The sequence below is a fragment of the Halomonas sp. BC04 genome (genome assembly GCF_000568385.1).
In genome coordinates, this window is sequence record NZ_AZQX01000172.1 from 1 (window position 1) to 18,999 (window position 18,999).

Sequence of the window (18,999 nt, forward strand, 5' to 3'; positions counted from 1 at the left end):
GCAGGAGATTCGTGGCTACGAGAATGTCACTCGCATCGCCAATGCGCCGGACTTCATCAAGGGTGTGACCAATCTGCGCGGTGTCATCGTGCCGATCGTCGACCTGCGCATCAAGTTCCATCTCGACAAGGTGGAGTACGGCGGCCAGACCGTGGTGATCGTGGTCAATGTCGAGGACCGTGTCGTGGGCATCGTGGTGGATGGCGTGTCCGATGTGATGACGCTCTCGCCCGACCAGATCAAGCCGGCGCCGGAGTTTGGTGTCACCCTTTCGTCCGACTTCCTCAGCGGACTCGGTAGCCTCGAGGACCGCATGCTGGTGATCGTGGATATCGACAAGCTGTTGACCAGCGATGAGATGGAACTGGTCGAGCGTGTGGCCGAATAGCCCTGTTTCGACTCCAGTTTTCTCTCTGTTGGCCGATAGTCAATCTAGAGGATGGCCCGCGGCAGGCCATGCTCTGGCGTATCGCCAACGATAACGGGCACTGCCGACCATGAGGGATTGATGTGAAGCTTCTCGACAACCTGACTGTCCGAGCCAGTTGGATTCTGGTGCTGCTGTTCTTCGGCGGCATGATCATCGCGCTCAGTGTGCTGGGGCTGTATGCCCTGCAGCAGGGCCAAGCGGCGGTTACCGAGATGGCGCCCCATGCCGGTGAGTCTGGCGTGTTGCTGTTGCAGGGCTTCGACGTGGTGGCCGGCTGGATGCGTTTGGCCATCATGGCGGTGCTGGCCGGTTCGGCGCTGGTGATGGCGGTTGTCATGTGGGGTATCACGGTCAATGTGCTGCAGCCGCTGGCCAGGCTGGTGGGCTATTTCGAGGGGCTGGCGCGGGGGGATCTCTCTCAGCCGGTGGAGAACCGCGGCAACAATGAGATTGGGCGACTATTTACCTCGCTCAAGCATATGCAGGATGGCCTCTCGGCCACCGTGGGCACCGTGCGCAGCAGTAGTGAAGGCATCTACCAGGGTGCCCATGAAATCGCCCGCGGCAACGGCGAGCTCTCGTCGCGCACCGAGCAGCAGGCGGCTTCCCTGGCCGAGACCGCGTCCAGTATGGAGGAGCTGGCTTCCACCGTGGAGCAGAATGCCGACAATGCGCGCCAGGCCAGTCAACTGGCGGCCGAGGCATCGCGTACCGCCGCCCAGGGCGGCGAAGTGGTCAGCGATGTGGTGTCGACCATGCACGATATCAGCGACAGCTCTCACAAGATGGCCGACATCATCGGCGTTATCGATACCATCGCCTTCCAGACCAATATCCTGGCCCTGAATGCCTCGGTCGAGGCGGCCAGGGCCGGTGAGCATGGTCGCGGCTTCGCGGTGGTCGCCCAGGAGGTTCGCAGCCTTGCCGGTCGCAGTGCGTCGGCCTCCGGTGAGATTCGTGCCTTGATCCATGCATCCCGCGAGAAGGTGGACGTGGGTACCGCCCGCGTCGACCAGGCCGGCCAGACCATGACCGAGATCGTGGCCGCCGTTCAGCGTGTCAGCGACATCATGGACGAGATCGCTTCGGCATCGCTGGAGCAGAGCAACGGCATTGGGCAGGTCAACCAGGCCGTTACCCAGATGGACCAGGTGACCCAGCAGAACGCGACCCTGGTGCAGAAGGCTGCAGCCGGGGCTACACAACTGGAGGCCGAAGCCGGCCGCCTGCGCGAGGCAGTGCTGCGCTTCCGCTTGGCGGGAGGGGTGAAGGCTGAGGCGCCCCCTGCAAATCAGGTTGCGGGCAAGGGGCAAGGCGCCGACAAGGTGCTACAGACTCAGTCGGTGCGCGACCCCTTGCCGGCCGCTCGACGCAACGGCCAGGAGTCATCGACGGTAGCATCTCGAAGCGGTGCGTCTCGAAATAGCACGTCAGGAAATAGCACGTCACAAAAAGAGGAAGAGGAGTGGGCCTCGTTCTGAGGTTCGAAACTCCCAATCGGTGAAGGCACGTCATCGTGCCCGCCCCTGATGAAGCCATGCAGTCAAGGAAACAAGAACATGCGTGACAACCAGCCGGTAACGCAGCGCGAGTACATACTGGATGAAAGGCATCTGCTGATCACCCGCACCGATCTCGAGGGTCGAATCACCTATGCCAATGAGCCCTTTATCGAAGCCAGCGGTTTCAGTCACGAGGAGCTGATCGGGGCGAATCACAATCTGATTCGTCATCCCGACATGCCTTCCGAGGCGTTTGCCGACCTGTGGCAGGCGCTCAAGCGCGGTGAAACCTGGCAGGGCGTCATCAAGAACCGGCGCAAGAACGGGGACCATTACTGGGTCAAGGCGACGGTCACCCCGATCATCGAGAATGGGCAATGCCTGGGTTACACCTCGGTGCGCACTGCAGTGGCGCCGGATGTTGCCACCGCCACCGCCCGTGCCTATGAGCGGCTGCGTTCAGGCCGGACCGATCTTGCCGTTCGGGCTGGCCAGGTGGTGCGTCGTGGACCCCTGGGCTGGCTTGGGCGTATCAACCTGCATAGCATCCGTGCGCGACTTTCCATGCTCACCGTTTCAGCGCTGTTGCTGCTGGCGATCAGTGGCGGCGTTGGGCTCTATGGGATTCAGGCCTCAGGAGAGCGTTTGGCGGAGCTGAATCGCGATGGCCTGCAGGATGTGATACGGCTGCAGCAGCTCGACCAGTTGATCAGCGACGGCCCGCAGCGGCTTTCCGGCGAAGAGCGCATGGAGCTTCTCAGTGAGCGGCATGCCATTGCCGAAGTGCTGGAGGAGGGCAGTGTTCGTATGGCAGCGCTGTGGCAGGAGTATCTCGCCCGCGAGGTCAACCAAACGTCGGTGGCCATGACGTTCGATGCGTCGCTTTCCGACTATCTCAACGGGCACTTGGAGCCCATGGCGGCGGAGCTGGGTGGCCCCGAGGCCTTCGATGCCATGATGGCGCTGAACAACCAGACGGCCGGGCTGCGTGAAAGTGCCGAGGCCTTGTCGGGGCTGGTCAATCAGCTGGTGGAACAGCAGCGGCTCGCGGCGTTGAGCATGGCGGAAGAGGCCGAGCGGGGTCAGCAGCAGATGCTTGTCGGCCAAACGAGTTTCATGTCGCTTGGTTTCGTTCTGTTGCTGGTCATCAGCGTATGGATCATGCGTGCCATTACCCGGCCGGTGCGTCGCGCTGCGGACTTCACCCTGCAGATTGCCTCGGGCAACCTGGCGGTGGCGACACCCAAGCAGAGCCGTGACGAGATCGGTGCGCTGCTGGGTTCCCTGGATATCATGCGCCGCAGCCTGTATAGCACCACCCATAGCGTTCAGCAGGGCATTGCCGTGGTGACACCGGCATCGCGCTCCATCGCCCGCGGCAACGAGGACCTCTCGGCCCGCACCGAGCAGCAGGCTGCCTCGCTGCAGGAAACCGCTTCCAGCATGGAGGAGATGACCACCACGGTGCAGCAGAATACCGACAACGCCCGCCAGGCCAGTGGGCTGGCCCTGGACAATGCCGGACGCGTGCGTGACACCGGGGAGCTGATGCATGGCGTGGTGAAGACCATGGAGCGGATCACCGCCAGTTCCAACAAGATGACCGACATCATCAATGTCATCGACGGGATCGCCTTCCAGACCAACATCCTGGCCCTGAATGCCTCGGTGGAAGCGGCGCGGGCCGGTGAGCAGGGCCGCGGTTTCGCCGTGGTGGCCGGCGAGGTGCGCAGCCTGGCGGGACGCAGCGCGGATGCCGCCAAGGAGATCCGCCAGCTGATCGACGGCTCCTCCAGCGAGATCAAGGAGGGCGCGTCCCAGGTGCAGAAGGCAGAGAGTGCCATGGCGGAAGTGGTGTCCGCTTCCACTCGGGTCAACGACATCATGGGCGAGATCACCGCCGCCTCCGAGGAGCAGAGCAGTGGCATCGGCCAGATCAACCAGGCGATCACCGAGATGGACCAGGTGACCCAGCAGAATGCCGAGCGTGTCCAGCAGAGTGCCCGTGCGGCCAGCGACCTGCAGCATCAGGCAGAGCAGCTGGCCCAGGCAATCCGAGTGTTCCGCTTGCGTGGCGCAGGACCCGAAAAGGTCGAGGCGATCGAGTCGGTGCAAGCCGAGGCGAGGGAGCGCAGTCCGCGTCCCGATGTGTCCTCCTTGCGGCATGACCCGCGACCGGTGACGCCGTCACCGGCGAAGCAGGGCAAGGCAGCGTCATCCATGGATGAAGAGTGGGAAACGTTTTGACGACAACAGAGCCAGGCTCCGGCGCCGATCCGGGCCAGTGGTCCGGACTCGGTCAGCTCGAGCGTGATCTGATCCTGACCGACGAGGACTTCGGCCAGATCCGCAAGTTGATCTATCAGCGAGCGGGTATCGTGCTGGCCGAGCACAAGCGCGAGATGGTCTACAGCCGACTCGCCAAGCGCCTTCGCCACCATGGCCTGACCCGGTTCAGCGACTATCTGGCCAGGCTGGCGCGCCAGCCCGATGCAAGGGAATGGGAGGAGTTCACCAACGCCTTGACCACCAACCTCACTGCTTTCTTTCGGGAGATGCACCATTTCCCGCTACTGGCCGAGCACGTTCGCCAGGCCAGCGGGCCGGTGCGCATATGGAGCGCCGCTGCGTCCTCGGGCGAGGAGCCCTATTCACTTGCCATGACTCTGCTGGAGACTCTTGGCCCGAAGGCATCCGATGCCCGAGTGGTGGCCACCGACATCGATACGGATGCCCTCGCAAGGGCCAGGGCGGGAGTCTATCCCATCGAGCAGGTGCGCAAGCTCGATGAGGCGCGGGTGAAGCGGTTCTTCCAGAAAGGCAAGGGGCGGCATGAGGGGTTCGCCAGAATTCGGCCCGAGGTCTCGTCGCTGGTGGAATTCCAGTCGATGAACTTGCTGGCGCCCCAGTGGCCGGTCAAGGGGCCCTTCGATGCGATCTTCTGTCGTAACGTCATGATCTATTTCGACAAGGAGACACAGGCGCGGATTCTCGAGCACTTTGCCCCGCTGCTCAAGCCCAATGGGCTGCTGTTTGCCGGTCACTCTGAGAATTTCTCCTATATCAGCAAGGTATTCCGGCTCAGGGGGCAGACCGTCTACACCCTTGCCAGCCACCCTTGAACTTTCACTACATCCTCTCGGCCTGCCAATGTTTACCGCCTGAGCGCTAAAGTTCTGGCCGGCCAGGCCGATGGTAGACCTATACGTCATTCGCCTTGGGCCGTGTCGAGCGGCCCTCGCCATCAAGGAGGCCTCGTCTTGGGATCGAACAGGATCAAAGTGCTGTGTGTCGATGATTCAGCCCTGATTCGCGACCTGCTGAGCGAGATCATCAACTCCCAGCCGGATATGGAGGTCGTGGCCGTGGCACCGGACCCCTTGGTGGCACGTGATCTCATCAAGCGCCACAACCCCGATGTGCTGACCCTGGACGTCGAGATGCCGCGCATGGATGGTCTCGATTTCCTGGAGCGACTGATGCGCCTGAGACCCATGCCGGTCCTGATGGTGTCGTCGCTGACCCAGGCCGGTTCCGAAGTCACGCTTCGGGCCCTGGAGCTGGGTGCCGTCGACTTCGTGGCCAAGCCGGCGCTGGGGATTCGCAATGGCATGATGGATTACGCCAATGATATCGCCGAGAAGATTCGCGCCGCCGCCAAGTCACGACCGCGGCAGGCCAGGCGACCGGAAGCGGCCGCGCGGCCAACGCTGAAGGCGCCGCTGGTCTCCAGTGAAAAGCTGATCATCATCGGCGCCTCGACGGGTGGCACAGAGGCGATACGCGCCGTGCTGGAGCCGCTTCCGGCCAACAGCCCCGCGATCCTGATTACCCAGCACATGCCGGGCGGGTTTACCCGCTCCTTTGCCGAGCGGCTCGATCGGCTGTGCCAGATATCGGTCAAGGAGGCCAGCGACGGTGAGCGGGTGCTGCCGGGGCATGCCTATATCGCCCCGGGGGACTCCCACCTCAAGCTGGCTCGCAGCGGGGCCAACTATGTGGCCCGGCTGGACGATGGCCCCCCGGTCAACCGCCATCGCCCATCCGTGGACGTGCTCTTCCATTCTGCCTCAGTCCAGGCTGGCCGTAATGCCATCGGAGTGATTCTGACGGGTATGGGCAAGGACGGCGCGGCAGGGCTGCTCGAGATGCGTCAGGCGGGCTCGGCCACGCTGGCCCAGGATGAGGCGAGCTGTGTGGTTTTTGGCATGCCTCGTGAGGCCATCGCCCTGGGTGGAGCAGCCGAGGTGCTCGGCCTTGATGATATACCGGAACGCTTGATGGCCCTGGTGGCGGCTTCCGGCCGGGCACAGCGGGTCTGACCATCACAATGACGATTGAACACGCTAGCGTCACCGAGCGCGAGGAACTGCCGCTATGAACCGAATAATCCGCAATATCAGTATTCATGCCGCCATGGTGTTCGTCCTGGCAGCTTTTGTCGTCTTTATTACGTTGATTGCCGGCATGGGGTTCGTGGCAGAAAGAAATGCCAATCGTGCCCTGACGACCTTGAATGAGATCAGTTCCGAGCAGCTGAACGAGATCAACCGGGCCGATGCGCTGCTCAATGTGGCGCGGGTGAACCTCGAGATCGCTTCCAACCAGGTCATGCTGGGCCGCATGGCCCAGGCCAACGAGCAACTTGCCCTGCGCTCAACCATCTCGATCGTTCGGCGCGGCGACTTGCCAACTTCTCGGCTTCCGCCAAGTCTGAGCAGGGTGAGCGCTTGGCTGCCGACGTGGAGTCTAACTTCAACACCGTGCTGGAGCTGGTGCGTCAGCAGCATGTTGCTCTCGACGAGCTCAATACGCCGGGGTTCGGCAATCTGCGTGACGAGCTGGAAGCGCCAAGCAATGCCCTGGGTGAGAGCATTTCAGCGTTCGTTGCCTATGGTTTTGGCAGCACCGATGCCCTAATCGAGAATTTCCATACACAGTCCCTTTGGTTCGAGCGAGCAGGACTTGGCTTGTTGGTCCTGATCGGCTTTCTGGTAGTCGCGATCTATGTAGGCCTTCGCAAGACCATCATTCGACCTTTGAACTCGGCGGTAAAGCACCTCCAGACCATCTCCAAGGCCGATCTGACCGGAAAGATACCGGAGGGGAGTCATAACGAGATCGGCAAGCTCTTCAACGCCATGCGCAACATGCAGCAGAGCCTGGTACGTATCGTCGGGCAGGTGCGTGACGGCAGCGGCTCGATACATATTGGTACTCGCGAGATCGCGGGCGGCAACGCTGACCTCTCGTCGCGCACCGAGCAACAGGCGGCATCCCTGCAAGAGACGGCGGCGAGCATGGAGGAGATCACCGCGACGGTTCGCCAGAATGCCGACAACGCCCGTCAGGCCAGCGGCCTGGCCCTGGATGCCTCAACGACCGCTGAGCGTGGCGGTGAGGTGGTCGATCGCGTGGTGCAGACCATGGGCGGTATCTCGGCCAGCTCGAAGAAGATCAGTGATATCACCAGCGTCATCGACTCCATTGCCTTCCAGACTAACATTCTGGCGCTAAACGCCTCTGTGGAGGCGGCCCGGGCCGGGGAGCAGGGTCGGGGCTTTGCCGTGGTGGCCGGTGAGGTGCGAAACCTCGCCAGTCGCAGTGCCACGGCCGCCAAGGAGATCAAGGAGCTGATCGATGGATCGGTCGCCCAGGTCAAGGAGGGCTCGACGCTGGCCGAACAGGCCGGGGAGACCATGGATGGCGTGGTCGCGGCGGTTCGTCGTGTCACCGATATCATGGATGAGATTTCCGCGGCTTCCCAGGAACAGAGTGACGGTATCGAGCAGGTCAGTCAGGCGGTGGGCAGATGGATCAGGTGACCCAGCAGAATGCCTCGCTGGTCCAGCAGGCCACCGTGGCCGCTTCCTCGCTGGAAGAGCAGGCCAGTCGACTGGAGCAGGCTGTGGCGGTATTCCGCCTGGCCGGCGATCCACTGAGCACCACACAGCAGACGGCTGCGAATGCCGGGGTCGGTGCTCAACAGGCCGGCACGGAACAGAGCCGTGCCGACGTGACGGCCCGTACCCGAGTGCCGGCACTGGCGCAGCCTGCGCAACGTCAGGTCGCCGAGGTGGATCCCAAGCCGCAGCGCAAGACGCGCAACGAGCCTGTGGCCGAGGGCGAGTGGGAAGAGTTCTGAACTACGACGGCGGAGAGGCCCGCCGAGCGTCAACTACTGCATGACATGAATGAGGAATCCCGATGGCTGACAAGAACATGAGCTTTCTGGTGGTCGATGACTTCCCGACCATGCGCCGGATCGTTCGGAGCCTGCTCAAGGAGCTGGGCTACACCAATGTCGAGGAGGCCGAGGACGGCCAGGAGGCATTGAGCAAACTCCGCTCGGGTGGCTTTGAGTTCGTGGTCTCCGACTGGAACATGCCCAATCTCGATGGCCTGGAGATGCTCAAGCAGATTCGTGCCGACGACGGGCTCAAGGAGCTGCCGGTATTGATGGTCACCGCTGAAGCGAAGAAGGAAAATATCATCGCTGCTGCCCAGGCTGGCGCCAGTGGCTATGTGGTCAAGCCGTTCACGGCCGCAACCCTGGAAGAAAAACTCAACAAGATTTTCGAGAAAATGGGCAAGTGATTGCCGGGGGCAGTGACCTGGCGAAGGAGATGACAAGATGAGCGCAAACGAGCAGCCCGGTGAGGCGCAGCCGTCCAGCGCCGCCGGTGAAGACCTGGTGCAGCGTATTGGTCAACTGACGCGCATGCTCAGAGAGAGCATGCGCGAGCTGGGCTTGGACAAGGAGATCGAGAAGGCCGCGGAAGCCATACCCGACGCCCGGGATCGACTCAGCTATGTGGCGACCATGACCGAGCAGGCCGCCGAGCGGGCGCTGAATGCCATCGACAGGGCGCAGCCAATCCAGGACTCGCTCAGCGATGATGCCGAGGCGCTGGACAAGCGCTGGGCAGAGTGGTTTGCCGAGCCCAAGGAGCTCGATGAGGCGCGCGAACTGGTCAACGAGACCCGCTCCTACCTGTCCGGCGTGCCTGACAAGACCCAGGCAACCCAGAAGGAGCTGCTCGAGATCATGATGGCCCAGGACTTCCAGGATCTGACGGGCCAGGTCATCAAGAAGATGATGGACGTGATTCGCGAGATCGAGCACCAGCTGGTGCAGGTGCTCATCGACGCCGTTCCCGAGAACATGGCACGGGAGACCATGCAGCAGAAGGCCAACGATCAGTGGGAGAACGATCGCAAGCGTGAGGAGAGCCTGCTCAATGGTCCCCAGATAAAACCGAGTGCCGATATCGTCACCGACCAGGACCAGGTCGACGACCTGCTCGATCAGCTGGGCTTCTAGGAGCCTGTCGGACCTAACGCTGATCGACTGCGAGGTCGGTCATATCCGACAGCCTCCTGGCGCCTCCTCCCGCTTATATTTCTTCCGATAGCGCTTCTGCGCCGAAGGTCATGGTCGATAAGACCACGATCATCGGCGCTTTTTGGCGTATTACCCATCCCCTGAAGCCCCCACAATGGCCAGCGTGCACACGAATGTCCGGATGCCATGGCTGACCAGAGCAGTGATCAGGAAAAGACCGAAGAGGCTACGCCTCGCCGACTCGAGAAGTCGCGCGAGGAGGGGCAGGTTGCCCGATCCCGCGAATTGACCACGTTCATGCTGCTGCTGGGCGGCGTGGTGGGCATGTGGTCCATGGGCGCCATGCTCTATGACCAGCTGGGTCTGGTGATGGAGCAGGCCTTCCTCTTCGAGCGTAAGCAGGCCTTCGAAACCGGCCCCATGCTGGTCAACGTGCTGAACCTGGGGCAGCGCACGCTGTGGACGATGCTACCGCTGTTCCTGCTGCTGTGCTTGATTGCCATGGTGGCGCCGGCACTGCTGGGTGGCTGGCTGATATCCGCCAAGTCGCTCAAGCCACAGCTGTCGAAGCTGAACCTGTTCAAGGGCTTGAAGCGGATGTTCGGCGTGCAGGCGCTGGTCGAGCTGTTCAAGGCGATTGCCAAGTCGACGCTGATCGGTGGTGTCGGCATGGCGTACCTTTACTTCAATCGTGGGGAGTACCTCTCGCTGCTCGATCAGCCCACCACCCAGGCCCTGGCGCGTGCCTGATGATGGCAGCCCAGGCCTGTGGCCTGATGGTGCTGACGCTGCTGGTGGTCATCCTGATCGACGTGCCCTATCAGCTGTATAGCCATGCCAAGAAGCTGCGCATGTCCAAGGAGGAGGTCAAGCGTGAGCACAAGGAGTCCGAGGGCGACCCGCACGTCAAGGCACGTATCCGCTCCCAGCAGCAGGCGATGGCACGCGGGCGGATGATGAGCAAGGTGCCCGAGGCGGACGTCATCATCACCAACCCCACGCACTATGCGGTGGCGCTGCAGTACGACGAGAAGCAGATGGGCGCACCCCGGGTCGTGGCCAAGGGCGCCGACATGGTGGCGGCGCGTATCCGGGAAGTGGGTCAGGAGGCCGGCGTTCCGCTACTCGCGGCTCCGCCGCTGGCCCGGGCTTTGTATCACCACGTGGATCTCGACAGGGAGATCCCGCTGAACCTGTATACCGCGGTGGCGGAGGTGCTGGCCTGGGCCTTTCGTCTCAAGCATGTGTCACTTGAGGGGGGAGATGTGCCACCTACGCCTGAGGATCTACCCATACCGCCTGAACTGGCCGTACCCGGTGACAACGACGAGGCTGATCGACATGCATCACAGCGCAATGAGCCGACCGGGGGGCGCGAATGAAATCCCTTAGTCATTTTATCGGTCGCCGCGAATGGATGGGCGACGTGCGCATGAAGCTGCTGGCAGGGCCGATCCTGATCCTCATGATCCTGGCCATGATGATCCTGCCGCTGCCGCCCTTTGCGCTGGACATGCTGTTCACGTTCAACATTGCGCTGGCCATCATGGTGTTGCTGGTCAGCATGTTCACCCAGAAACCGCTGGACTTCGCCGCCTTTCCCGCGGTGCTGCTGTTTACCACCCTGCTGCGGCTGTCGCTCAATGTGGCCTCCACCCGTGTCATCCTGATGGAGGGGCACCAGGGCGGCGATTCCGCCGGCAAGGTGATCGAGGCCTTCGGTTCCTTCCTGGTGGGGGGGAATTTCGCCGTCGGCCTGGTGGTCTTCCTGATCCTCGTCATCATCAATTTCATGGTCATCACCAAGGGCGCCGGTCGTATTGCCGAGGTGGGCGCCCGCTTCATGCTCGACGCGATGCCCGGGAAGCAGATGGCCATTGACGCCGACCTCAATGCGGGGCTGATCGGCGAGGAGGACGCCCGGAAGCGGCGTGGCGAAGTGGCCCAGGAAGCCGATTTCTACGGTTCCATGGATGGTGCCAGCAAGTTCGTGCGTGGCGACGCCATGGCCGGCCTGGTGATCATGGTGGTCAATATCATCGGCGGGCTGCTGATCGGCATGCTCCAGCACGGCATGGGCTTCGGCGATGCGGCCAGGACCTACACGCTGATGACCATCGGCGATGGTCTCGTGGCACAGATTCCGGCGCTGGTGATCTCGACGGCTGCAGGCGTGACCGTGTCGCGGGTCAACACCGAGGAGGACGTGGGCCAGCAGATGATCAGCCAGCTGTTCGTCAACCCACAGGTGCTGATACTGGCCGCGGTGGTCATGGGCCTGCTCGGGATGGTCCCGGGGATGCCCAACATGGTCTTCCTCCTCTTCACCGGCCTGCTGGCGGGCCTGGCCTGGATGCTGATCCGCCAGTCGGAGCAGCGCCTGGTCGAGCAGGAGATCAGCGCCGAACCGCCACCAGCCCCCGAGGCCCCCGAGGCGAGTTGGGACGACGTGCAGCTGGTCGATACCCTGGGCCTCGAAGTGGGGCACCGGCTGATCCCGCTGGTCGATCAGCGTCAAGCGGGTGAACTGTTGGGCCGCATAAAGAGTGTGCGCAAGAAATTTGCGCAGGAGGTGGGTTTCCTCCCGTCGGTCGTTCATATACGCGACAATCTTGAGTTGGGCGCCAATACCTACGTGATCACCCTCAAGGGTGCCGAGATTGGCCGGGCCGAGGCGTTTCCGGGACAGTGGCTGGCCATCGACCCAGGCCAGGTGACGGGGCAGCTGCAAGGCACTCCCACCGAAGATCCGGCCTTCGGCTTGCCGGCAGTCTGGATCGATTCCAGCCAGCGCGAGCATGCGCAGGTCTATGGGTATACGGTGGTGGACGCGGGCACCGTGGTGGCGACGCACCTTAACCACCTGTTGCATCGTCACGCTGCCGAGATGCTGGGCCGCCAGGAAGTCCAGAAGCTCCTCGACAAGCTGGGCGAGGAGCAGAAGTCCCTGGTCGAGGACGTGGTGCCCAAGGCGATCAACCTGACGACGCTGCAGCGCATCCTGCAGAATCTGCTGGAAGAGGACGTTTCGATTCGCGACATGCGAACTATCCTCGACACCTTGGCAGAGTATGCACCCCAGCAGCAGGATGCCAATGAGCTGACCGCCCTGGTGAGAATCGCCCTGGGCCGGTCGATCACCCAGCAGTGGTTCCCGGGTCAGGACACGCTCAATGTCATTGGCCTGGAGGCACAGCTCGAGCAGGTACTGATGCAGGCAATGAATGGTAATGGTGCTCTGGAGCCGGGGCTGGCGGAGACGCTGATGAGTCAGGCGGAGCTGGCATTGACTCGCCATGAGGCGAGCGGGGAGCCCCCCGTCATGGTGGTTCAGCACAGTTTGCGACCGCTGCTGTCCCGCTTCCTGCGTCGCCGGCTGCGTCATCTCGTGGTCATGTCACAGGCGGAGATTCCCGATGATAGGACACTGCGCGTCACGACGCTGGTGGGAGGTCGATAAGCGATGAGTGTCATGCGATTTACAGGCGTCAACAGCCGGGATGCCATGCGCCAGGTGCGCGAGACGCTGGGGGACGAGGCCCTCATCCTGGCCAATCGGCGGGTCGATGATGGCGTCGAGATTCTGGCCATGGCCGAGTCGGCGGCGCCGGGCGGCAGCGACGATCCCGAAAGACGCGTACAGGCGAAAACGCCTGTGCCGCCTGCGGGCCAGGAGGCATCGAGCGCCTTCGAGGCCATGAGTGCAAGGCTGCTCGAGGAGTTGCGCGACATGCGGGCCCTGCTCTCCCGCGAGCAGGAGCCCCAAGGCGCGGCCGGCGGGCTCCGTGAACGGTTGCTGCAGCTGTTGCTGGAAGCCGGGTTTCGTCAGGAACTGGCCAGTGAGGTGGTCTCGGCCCTGCCGGAAGAGCTGGCCAACCATGACATGGACGAGCGAGCCATGAGCTGGCTGCACCGCCAGCTGGTGAACCGTCTGGAGGGCCTCGACGACGAGGCCGCTTTTCTGGATCACAACGGTATCGTGGCCCTGATCGGGCCGACGGGAATCGGCAAGACCACCACCACGGCCAAGCTGGCCGCACGCTACGTGATGCGCCACGGTACCCGCCCGGTCGCCCTGGTGACTACCGACAGCTTTCGTATCGGTGCCCACGAGCAGCTGCGTATCTACTCGCGCCTGCTGGATGTCCCCATGTATGCGCTCAATGCCGATCAGCCGGTCTCCGACCTGCTCGAGCGCATGCGCGGCAAGTCCTGGGTGATCATCGATACGGTGGGCATGAGTCAGCGCGACCATCGTGTCATCGAGCAGGTGGCACACCTGCGGGGCGGCGATGCCCCGGTAAGACTGGTGCTGCTGCTCAATGCCGCCAGCCAGCCGGAGACGCTGGAAGAGGTCGTGATCCGTTATCGGCAGGCGGCCCAGGCAGCGGGCGCCGAGCTCGGCGACTGCATCATTACCAAGCAGGATGAGGCCGGTCGCCTGGCACCGGTCCTGGATATCGTCATGCGCCATGGCCTGCGGCTGTTGTTCGTTTCCCATGGGCAGCGTGTGCCGGAGGACATGTCGGTGGCCGATGTGCCGGCTCTGATTGACCGTGCCCTGGAGACCCGCGTTGCCATGGCGCAATCCACATCCCGTCAGGGCGCCGTGGACGCGCCGCGCTCCCCCAGCCTGCTGGGGCAGGGGCGCCGCCTCTCAAGCACGCTGCTGGCGTTGCGACAACGGCTGGCCGGGTTCCAGCAACTGGAGGCGGTGTGGGATCTGCTCGGCCTGCCGGAGGTCGTCCAGCAGCAGCGGCTGGAGACACTGCTGGCAATGTACCCGGGACCCGAACAGGCGTTGGGCATGCTGTGGAGCGAGCGTCGTCGCGTCAAGGGCGAGCGCTGGTCAATGCCGGATGTCGCCATCGACCGGAGGGTGCCTGGTTGGCGTTGCCGCTGCTTCAGCACCGCCAGGTGCCGGGGCAGCAGGCGCGGCTGGCTGATACGTTGCAACGCTTGGCGGTCAGCGTGCATCTTCTTCATGGACTACCCGACGGCGAAGCGGCGGAATGGCTGGAGGGAAAGGCGTTGACCTGGTGCAGCCAGGTGCGTGGCAGCCAGCGTGTCGAGCATGCCGGTGAGCGTCAGCCGTTGTCGGCATTGGGTGAGCTGGCCGAGCCGCTGGGGGATGTGGCCTGTCGTTTCCGCGGRGGCGCGGCGCGCATCAGCTTTCGAGCCTGCCGGTGGCCGTGACGCTCAAGGCGGGGAAAGGCGTGAGTCAGCCGATTTCGGCACGAGCCTGGCTCGGTGCGGTGCGTGATACGGAGAGCGGGCGCGTCCTGGCGAAGCGCTACTGGGTAGCGCCGGCCCGGCTGGGGCGTGACCTTCAGTCGCTGCTGCTGGCGCAGCTCCAGGGTGACGCGCTGCCTCAGCTGACCCGGCGGGCCTGGCAGCGGCTGGCCCCCGCCGAGCTGGGCGAGGTACGGCCCGATGTTCGCCTGCTGATGGCAAGCGGGCTGGCGACGGTTGCGGCGCACCTGGACCTGGCCGAGGACGAGGCGGCCATGGACCTGCGAGCCGAACTGCTGGGCCTGGCTGGAGGAAGGCAGCGCCGCCGCGACGTGGCGCTGCTGGAATCCCTTGCGCAACTGTTCATGGTACGAGATGCCATTCGGCATCTGGGTCTCGGTGAAAGGGAGGCAGGCTAGATGGGTATGGACCAGGCCGCCGGGCTACGCAAGTGGGCGACCACCACGCCAAGACCCTCCCGGGAGGCATGTCCCGATCATGTTGCCGAGATGCTGGTGACCCTGGGAGGTGCGCAGCCCAGTGTTCCCTCGAGACCACCCGGCCCGGCTCGGCCTTCCACGGCCCCGCGGCCGGCAGGCGGCCCGGAAAGGGAGATGACACTGATGGTGCTGGGGCTTCCCGGCACCGGCGCGCATCATACCGGCAGGGTGAAGGAGCTCTTCGAGTCCTGGGCCGATGAGGGTCGCGAGTGGGTGGGCAATCCCCATGCCTGGCGGGTGGTGGCACTGCCTGCGGGAAGTCCACACCTGCCGGTGCTTGCCAACGAGCAGTCGCGCTGGGCGCTCTGGGTGGATGCCGATCAGGAGGCGTTCCGTCGCGCCTATCGAGTGCTGAAACAGGTTGCCGAACACGGAGGGCCACAGCGGATGCTCCTGGTCCATCCCCCGGGGGTAGGACGACAAGGTCTGCTGAGCAATCTGCGTCATGCCGCGGCGAGTTACCTGGGGATCGAGCTGCTGGTATTGGCAAGATGAAGCCGATGCTGCGGTCGTGGAAGAGGCTGGTGCTGGGGCTGGGAGGCATGCTCATGGCCACCCTGGTACAGGCATCGGGCAGTTGGGTTGCCAGTGCCCCAGCCGTACAGGTGGTCATGTCGGACCGACAGGTCCAGTCCGCAGACATGGCGCCGCCCACGGTCGCGTTGGCCCGTGACCAGGTCATGGGGCGGGTAAGCTGGCAGTTCCAGCCCCCGCCTGGTGTCGAAGTAAATGCCCGTCTCTGCCACGCCGGTGGCTGTGTGGCGCTGGCAGGGCCGCGGGGGCACACCGAGGCATTCGCCGGAATACCGGCTGACTCTGCACTCTACTTCCAGTTTGCGCTGCAGGATCGCGGACAGCGGGCCATGACGTTGCAGGGGCTGCAGGTCATCGTGAACCATCATGAACCAGAGCGCGCTTCTACGGCTTCGTATGGCGATAGGCGACGGGATAGTGGGCGTTGCAATAGTTGACGGCACTGAAGCAAGCGAAACCTGTTGAGCAAATCAGAACCCTTTGAAATGGGCTGGCAGCCACGAGAGCAAGCGTATGTACACAGCACGAGGCAAGATAGAGCAGGGGGACATGCTGGCGGAGTATCTTCCGCTGGTCAGGCGTCAGGCGCTCTCCCTGCAGGTGCGTCTTCCGGCGAGTATCGAGCTGGATGACCTGATCCAGGCGGGTACGGTCGGGCTGCTGGAAGCCATGGGGCGTTTCGATTCCTCCCAGGGAGCCAGTTTCGCCACCTTTGCCAGCCAGCGCATTCGTGGCGCCATGCTGGATGAGTTGAGAAGCCGGGACTGGCTGCCCCGCAGCGTGAGACGCAATGCCAGGGCGGTCGATGAAGCCGTCAGACGGCTGGAGCAGCAGCTCGGGCGACACGCCGAGGAGACGGAGATTGCCGCTGAGCTCGACATGGATCTGTCGACCTATCGCCAGTTGTTGAACGATACCAACAGCGGGCATTTGCTGCCCTTCGAGGCGTTGCTGGCGGAGGGTGTGGAGCCCGGTGTTGCCGACACCACCGTGGATACGCCCTACAAGCAATTGATCGACCAGGAGAAGCGTCAGCAACTGGTGGCGGGAATCGAGGCGTTGCCTGAGCGGGAAAAGCTGTTGATGGCGCTCTACTACCAGGAAGAGCTGAACCTCAAGGAGATCGGTGTCGTGATGGGCGTGACCGAGTCGCGGGTCTGCCAACTCCACAGCCAGGCGGTCAGCCGACTTCGCAGCCGGCTGGGCGAGCAGGAAGCGTAGCCGGCCTTGCGTCGTTGACGACCTGGCATCAAAGGTTGTTCATCAAGGCTCGTGCGCTGGCCAGGGCGGCCATGTAGCAGCTGTGGAGCTGGTCCGCCGGCATGTCGTTGATGGCTTCCTCGACCTGACGCTCATGGTTCTCACAGAGTGTCAGCACCGCGCCGAGGGGTCCCGCACGGTCCTTGACGGCACTGATGATGTGCGGGTTGAGCGGCAACTGCGCAAGCAGGGTGTCGCGGTCCTCCTCAAGGAGGGCGTCCATCATCGAGAAGAGGCCGGTGGTAAAGGCGTCCTCGGCATCCAGGGTGGGGAAGGGGGCCGATAGGTTGCGGCACATGAAGGCACGAATCAGCGCCATGCGCAGGATGATCCGCGATGAAGGCTGGAGGCTGGCGAGTGTCAGCGTCAGGATGAGTCGCCTCAGTTCGATCAGGCCGAGCACCTGCATCGCCCGGTGCAGATCGATCTCCTTGCCGCCGCGGTTGTAGTAGTTCGAGTTGGCACGCCGCAGTACGGCCACGTGAAGGTGAGGTATCTGTACCACAAGCTCCTGGAGCCGATGAATGTCGCTATCGTCCTCGTACAATGCGCGAATCAGGCGTATCTGCGCGGCGCGGTTGCCGTGTCTTCCCCGAGGGGGGGAGGCGATGAAGCTGGGGCGAGCCAGATAATGCCCGTTGAAGTAGGCGCAGCCAATCTCGCGATAACGCTCGAGTTCTTCACGATCCTCGATGTTTTCCACCAACAGCTTGATACTGCGCGCAGGGAGCCGTTCGCGGGTCTTGGCATCGAGCTCCTGGGGTGTCGTCACCAGAATGATGTCGGTCCTGGGCAGGAGCGCCTCGAGATGCTGCATCACCAGGCTGGCGGGGAGAACGATGCGATAGCCCCGTTCCCGCATGTCGTCCAGGCGCTCGAGCAGCCTGTCATCGACCTCCGGGATATCGGCGATGCCGATGGCCATGCGCGGGGCCGGGGTGGGAAGCAGCTCCGGGCGGTCGAGCCATACCATGGGCAGGTCGACGAAAAGTGTCCGTTCCGCCAGCAGGCCGGCATCGCCCAGTTCATAGACCGCGCTGGAAAGTGCCCTGGCAGTGGCAGCCATGGTGTCGTCGGACTCTGCCATGCCGTTTTGTCGATAGACCAGGCGATCCGCCACATGGGCGTGATCCCCGTCATGGATCGGGTGGAGGGCAATGGTGCAAGGATTGAAATCCGCTTGCTCTGGCATGCTGCTGGGCTCCCTGCTGAGCGACATCTCACTCAGGATGTTGTCATGATGCGACGTTCTGCGCGTATTCGACCGATCGAGGCTATTGTGCCCCCGCTAAAGTGCCTGTCTCAGGGTGTCGAGCCGGGGTTCCAGGCCGGTAACCAGGCTCGCCAGGCTGGGGCGGGCATAGTAGAAGCCTTGTTGATGCGTCAATCCGTTGCGGCCCAGCCACAGGGCCTCTTCACGGGTTTCCACGCCTTCGGCGATGAGGCCGATACCCAGGGTGCTGCCGAGCCCGACGATGGCCTTGAGGATTGCCTGTCGGCGTGGGTCGCTGTCGCAGCCATCCACCAGGACTCTGTCGATCTTGAGACGGTCCGGGCGCAGGTCGGTGAGCAGGTCGAGGTTGGCGAAGCCATTGCCGAAGTCGTCCAGGGCAGTGGTAAATCCCATGCTGCGATAAGCTTCGATGATGCCATGGAGATGTGCCTGGCTGCTGACCTTCTCGGTCTCGGTGATCTCGAAGATCAGGCGGTCGGTCGGCCAGCCCACCTTGTTGGCGATGGCCAGGGTGGCCTGGATGCAGGCGGAGGGTTCGTAAACGGCATTGGGCAGGAAGTTGATCGACAGGTCTTCGGTCATGCCCAGTTGGCTGGCCAGCTCGATCGCCTTGACGCGGCAAGACTGGTCGAAGCGGTAGAGCAGATCGGGAGTGACCTGGGACAGGATGCTATAGGCCGACTCGCCGGCGGGGCCGCGGACCAGAGCTTCATGGGTGGTGACGCGGGCGATCGCAAGATCGACGATGGGCTGGAAGGCCATGGTGAATTCGAACGGGAGCGGTCCCTCGCAGATGATGCAGCGGCCTTCCTTTTCGGCGCATTGGTGCATGGATACTCCTGTCATCTCTGTTGGCTGTCGGGCACGGATTTCCCGTTACCCGCTTCATCGGCAGCAGCGATCAAAACTTGAGCCCGGCTTCCACCCTTGGCTCATTCAGTACAATTGAGAAGAGCCTGAGA

Annotated in this window: 16 protein-coding genes and 2 pseudogenes; 16 read left to right on the plus strand and 2 right to left on the minus strand. The window is 63.2% G+C overall.

The features are described 5' to 3' along the window. From Q427_RS11965 to Q427_RS12030, 16 genes and pseudogenes are all read left to right on the plus strand, one after another. On the plus strand, nt 1-388 hold a 388-nt coding region (locus Q427_RS11965), incomplete at its 5' end, for a chemotaxis protein CheW (RefSeq protein ID WP_043514129.1). 122 nt (nt 389-510) lie between these two features. Next, the gene (locus tag Q427_RS11970) at nt 511-1,911 is read left to right on the plus strand and encodes a methyl-accepting chemotaxis protein (protein WP_043514130.1); all 1,401 of its coding nucleotides are present in this window, start codon (nt 511-513) and stop codon (nt 1,909-1,911) included. Between the two features lie 78 nt (nt 1,912-1,989). Then, nucleotides 1,990-4,179 carry a methyl-accepting chemotaxis protein gene (locus Q427_RS35290; RefSeq protein WP_043514133.1) on the plus strand — a complete coding sequence of 730 codons (2,190 nt, stop codon included), beginning with the start codon at nt 1,990-1,992 and terminating at the stop codon, nt 4,177-4,179. Beyond that, nucleotides 4,176-5,054 carry a CheR family methyltransferase gene (locus Q427_RS11980; protein WP_043514135.1) on the plus strand — a complete coding sequence of 293 codons (879 nt, stop codon included), beginning with the start codon at nt 4,176-4,178 and terminating at the stop codon, nt 5,052-5,054. Before Q427_RS35290 ends, Q427_RS11980 begins: the two co-directional genes overlap by 4 nt. A gap of 138 nt (nt 5,055-5,192) precedes the next feature. Then, on the plus strand, nt 5,193-6,254 hold the full coding sequence (locus tag Q427_RS11985) for a protein-glutamate methylesterase/protein-glutamine glutaminase (RefSeq protein ID WP_043514136.1): 1,062 nt from the start codon (nt 5,193-5,195) through the stop codon (nt 6,252-6,254). A 55-nt stretch (nt 6,255-6,309) separates the two neighbouring features. Continuing rightward, nucleotides 6,310-8,077, plus strand: a pseudogene (locus Q427_RS36875) (methyl-accepting chemotaxis protein). Nucleotides 8,078-8,139: 62 nt separating this feature from the next. Then, entirely contained in the window at nt 8,140-8,529 is a 390-nt protein-coding gene (gene cheY / locus Q427_RS11995) for a chemotaxis response regulator CheY (protein ID WP_043514138.1), read from the plus strand. A 37-nt stretch (nt 8,530-8,566) separates the two neighbouring features. Then, on the plus strand, nt 8,567-9,256 hold the full coding sequence (gene cheZ, locus Q427_RS12000) for a protein phosphatase CheZ (RefSeq protein WP_043514140.1): 690 nt from the start codon (nt 8,567-8,569) through the stop codon (nt 9,254-9,256). A gap of 207 nt (nt 9,257-9,463) precedes the next feature. Further along, nucleotides 9,464-10,659 (plus strand): annotated as a pseudogene (gene flhB / locus Q427_RS12005) (flagellar biosynthesis protein FlhB). Next, complete coding sequence (gene flhA / locus Q427_RS12010; protein ID WP_043514142.1) at nt 10,656-12,737, plus strand: flagellar biosynthesis protein FlhA; 2,082 nt, start codon at nt 10,656-10,658, stop codon at nt 12,735-12,737. Before flhB ends, flhA begins: the two are co-directional and overlap by 4 nt. Before the next feature lie 12 nt (nt 12,738-12,749). After that, a complete protein-coding gene (gene flhF / locus Q427_RS12015; RefSeq protein WP_231613659.1) occupies nt 12,750-14,312 on the plus strand; it encodes a flagellar biosynthesis protein FlhF in 1,563 nt (520 codons plus the stop codon). After that, nucleotides 14,309-14,473 carry a hypothetical protein gene (locus Q427_RS33970; RefSeq protein ID WP_231613660.1) on the plus strand — a complete coding sequence of 55 codons (165 nt, stop codon included), beginning with the start codon at nt 14,309-14,311 and terminating at the stop codon, nt 14,471-14,473. Before flhF ends, Q427_RS33970 begins: the two co-directional genes overlap by 4 nt. A gap of 20 nt (nt 14,474-14,493) precedes the next feature. Next, nucleotides 14,494-14,928, plus strand: a complete 435-nt coding sequence (locus Q427_RS33975; RefSeq protein WP_231613661.1) for a hypothetical protein — start codon at nt 14,494-14,496, stop codon at nt 14,926-14,928. Continuing rightward, nucleotides 14,929-15,504 (plus strand): hypothetical protein, encoded by a 576-nt coding sequence (locus Q427_RS12020; protein WP_043514144.1) that lies wholly within the window; start codon nt 14,929-14,931, stop codon nt 15,502-15,504. It abuts the gene before it with no gap. A 5-nt stretch (nt 15,505-15,509) separates the two neighbouring features. Further along, a complete protein-coding gene (locus tag Q427_RS12025; protein ID WP_231613662.1) occupies nt 15,510-15,980 on the plus strand; it encodes a flagellar protein FlhE in 471 nt (156 codons plus the stop codon). A 76-nt stretch (nt 15,981-16,056) separates the two neighbouring features. Next, nucleotides 16,057-16,764 (plus strand): RNA polymerase sigma factor FliA, encoded by a 708-nt coding sequence (locus tag Q427_RS12030; RefSeq protein ID WP_043514146.1) that lies wholly within the window; start codon nt 16,057-16,059, stop codon nt 16,762-16,764. Between the two features lie 28 nt (nt 16,765-16,792). On the opposite strand, the gene Q427_RS12035 is transcribed toward Q427_RS12030, so the two are convergent. Together Q427_RS12035 and Q427_RS12040 are read right to left on the minus strand one after the other, a co-directional pair. Next, nucleotides 16,793-17,995: an EAL and HDOD domain-containing protein gene (locus tag Q427_RS12035; protein ID WP_043514147.1), complete on the minus strand. Its 1,203-nt coding sequence runs from the start codon at nt 17,993-17,995 to the stop codon at nt 16,793-16,795. A 96-nt stretch (nt 17,996-18,091) separates the two neighbouring features. After that, nucleotides 18,092-18,868, minus strand: coding sequence for an EAL domain-containing protein (locus Q427_RS12040; protein WP_043514149.1), 777 nt, complete (start codon nt 18,866-18,868; stop codon nt 18,092-18,094). Between the last annotated feature and the right edge of the window lie 131 nt (nt 18,869-18,999).

Excerpts from the sequence above, each read along its gene's own strand:
- Q427_RS35290 (WP_043514133.1), top strand. The coding sequence starts at position 1,990 with ATGCGTGACAACCAGCCGGTAACGCAGCGCGAGTACATACTGGATGAA.
- cheY (WP_043514138.1), top strand. The coding sequence starts at position 8,140 with ATGGCTGACAAGAACATGAGCTTTCTGGTGGTCGATGACTTCCCGACC.
- cheZ (WP_043514140.1), top strand. The coding sequence starts at position 8,567 with ATGAGCGCAAACGAGCAGCCCGGTGAGGCGCAGCCGTCCAGCGCCGCC.
- flhA (WP_043514142.1), top strand. The coding sequence starts at position 10,656 with ATGAAATCCCTTAGTCATTTTATCGGTCGCCGCGAATGGATGGGCGAC.
- flhF (WP_231613659.1), top strand. The coding sequence starts at position 12,750 with ATGCGATTTACAGGCGTCAACAGCCGGGATGCCATGCGCCAGGTGCGC.
- Q427_RS12020 (WP_043514144.1), top strand. The coding sequence starts at position 14,929 with ATGGGTATGGACCAGGCCGCCGGGCTACGCAAGTGGGCGACCACCACG.
- Q427_RS12025 (WP_231613662.1), top strand. The coding sequence starts at position 15,510 with ATGCTGCGGTCGTGGAAGAGGCTGGTGCTGGGGCTGGGAGGCATGCTC.
- Q427_RS12030 (WP_043514146.1), top strand. The coding sequence starts at position 16,057 with ATGTACACAGCACGAGGCAAGATAGAGCAGGGGGACATGCTGGCGGAG.
- Q427_RS12035 (WP_043514147.1), bottom strand. The coding sequence starts at position 17,995 with ATGCCAGAGCAAGCGGATTTCAATCCTTGCACCATTGCCCTCCACCCG.
- Q427_RS12040 (WP_043514149.1), bottom strand. The coding sequence starts at position 18,868 with ATGCACCAATGCGCCGAAAAGGAAGGCCGCTGCATCATCTGCGAGGGA.